This is a genomic window from Hadarchaeum sp. (SeqCode), assembly GCF_049969415.1.
GTDB lineage: Archaea > Hadarchaeota > Hadarchaeia > Hadarchaeales > Hadarchaeaceae > Hadarchaeum.
Genome location: NZ_JBMFOX010000104.1, coordinates 1 through 1,963, shown reverse-complemented (window position 1 = coordinate 1,963; position 1,963 = coordinate 1). Strand labels below are relative to the sequence as shown.

The 1,963-nt window shown below is 60.8% G+C and carries 2 protein-coding genes; both read right to left on the bottom strand.

The features are described from left to right. Positions 1-434: aldehyde ferredoxin oxidoreductase N-terminal domain-containing protein (locus ACP5PX_RS08105; protein WP_428085442.1), on the bottom strand; the 434-nt coding region annotated here is incomplete at its 3' end. A 17-nt stretch (positions 435-451) separates the two neighbouring features. After that, a complete protein-coding gene (locus ACP5PX_RS08100) occupies positions 452-1,819 on the bottom strand; it encodes an NAD(P)/FAD-dependent oxidoreductase (protein WP_428085441.1) in 1,368 nt (455 codons plus the stop codon). Between the last annotated feature and the right edge of the window lie 144 nt (positions 1,820-1,963).

The window sequence follows — 1,963 nt, the reverse complement described above, 5'->3', positions numbered from 1 at the left end:
GTGAGGCCCCAGTAGGGGGCGGCGTCGCGGATCTCGATCCGGCCGTTTTCAACGTAAAGGTAGACCGGGGACGCGGCGCGCCCGGTGATGATCAGCCGGTCGATCCCGGCGAAGCGCAGCTCCGGGCCGAAGAAGCCGCCGATGTTGGCGTCCCCGATGATCCCGGTTTCGGGGGATTTGCAGGTGACGCTGTGCCGGCCGCTGTTGGGGACCAGGTAGCCGGTCAAAAGCCCGGTGCCGATGATCAGGACGTTGTCCGGGGAAAGGGGGTCGCAGCCGGGCTTTATGTATTTGTGCAGGTAGTACATGTTCAAACCCCGGCCGCCCAGGAATTTTTCGATGATTTCCGGCGGGGTGGGGAAGTACTCGACCGTTCTTTCCGTCAGGTCGACCAGGGCGTTGGTGCAGATCGGTCTTTCTTTGGGGGCGGTCATTAGTCCACGCTCCTTTCCTACCAGGGACGCTCGTCGCGTTCCCGCTCGGTCCAGGTTTCTTCGTTGAAGCTCTTCACGTACTTCTGGGGCGAGCTGTACGACTCGGGCCAGCGGATGCTCTTGCCTTCCAGCTTCTCGGCGCGGCGCTTGCGCAAGAAACCGTAGAGCTGGTATTTTTCTTCCAGGATGGCGTCTTTGATGATTCCGGTGAGGTGCTGCTCCGTGATCATGTCCTTCACGGCGCCGCAGTAGCCCAGGTCGCCGATGAAGATGGCGCCCTTGAGCCTGTTTTCTTTGAAGACCAGCTTCTGGTAGATGCGGTGGGCCGGGATCTTCCGGGTTTTCACTTCGTAGCCGGCTTCCTTTTCCCCTTCCGGGTCGAAGACGCCCAGCGAGACTACCGGCACGCCGGAAAAGCTGACCGTGTTCATGCCGAGCGAGCCTTTGTAGGGGGCGGGCCGGCCCGCCATGTTCAGCCCGGCCAGGCGCCCCTGGGTGTAGGCGTTCGGCCAGTTGGCGTTCACCCTGTACTGGCCGTCCCGGGCGATGTCGCGGGTCTGGGCCACGTCGCCGGCGGCGTAGACGTTGCTGTAGCTGGTCTGGAAGAACTCGTTGACGATGATCCCCTGGTCTGTCTTCAAACCCTGCGCCAGGTCGAGGTTGGGGACGACGCCGGTGGCGGCGACCAGAATGCCGCACTCCAGCTGCGTGCCGTCGTCCAAAACGACCCCTTTGACTTCTCCGTTTTCTTCCGTTATTTCTTTAACCGACCGGCCGGTGAGGACCTTTAAGCCGCCTTCTTTGAGGATATCCTCCACGAGGGCGGAGCCTTCCTCGTCCAGGACGCGGGAGAGCACGCGGGGCAAAAATTCCACCAGCGTGACCGCCGCGCCGGCCATTTGCAGGCCGTAGGCGGCCCGCAGGCCGATCAGGCCGGCCCCCACGACCACGGCCTTTTTCTTGCCCTGTTTCAGCAGGGAAAGGATTTCTTGCGCGTCGGCGTAGGTCTGAAAGGTGTGCAGGCCTTTCAAGCTCTTCCTGAAGAGGGGCGGAAGGGCGGCTTTGGAGCCGGTGGCCAGCAAAAGCCTGTCGTAGGCGATTTCTTCCCCTCCGGCCAGGACTGCTTTCTGCCCGGCGTAGTCCACCTTTTCCACCTTCTCCCCCAGGCGGGTGCGGACGTTGTGCAGCCGGTAAAAATCTGCCGGGCGGTAGGGCATTCGCTCTTCGGTAACTTCTCCCGCAACCAGGTGGGCGATTAACGGCCGGGAGTAGACGTGCTCTTTTTCCCCGGCAACGACCGTTATCTCCCCCTCGCGGTCGACGGTGCGGATGGCTTCGATGGCCCCCACCGCCGCCGCGCTGTTGCCGATGATCAGGTAGTGCATGGGCCCCCTCCTTTTTCTGATGTCTTTTCAAAAATTAAAAAGAGTTTCTCTTTTATTGTAACTGCCCATCAGGAATAGACAATCCCTAAAAAGTTCTTTTTGGCCTGTTTAAACGGCTTAAAAAAGAGCTAATCTTCCGGGGTG

Excerpts from the sequence above, each read along its gene's own strand:
- ACP5PX_RS08100 (WP_428085441.1), bottom strand. The coding sequence starts at position 1,819 with ATGCACTACCTGATCATCGGCAACAGCGCGGCGGCGGTGGGGGCCATC.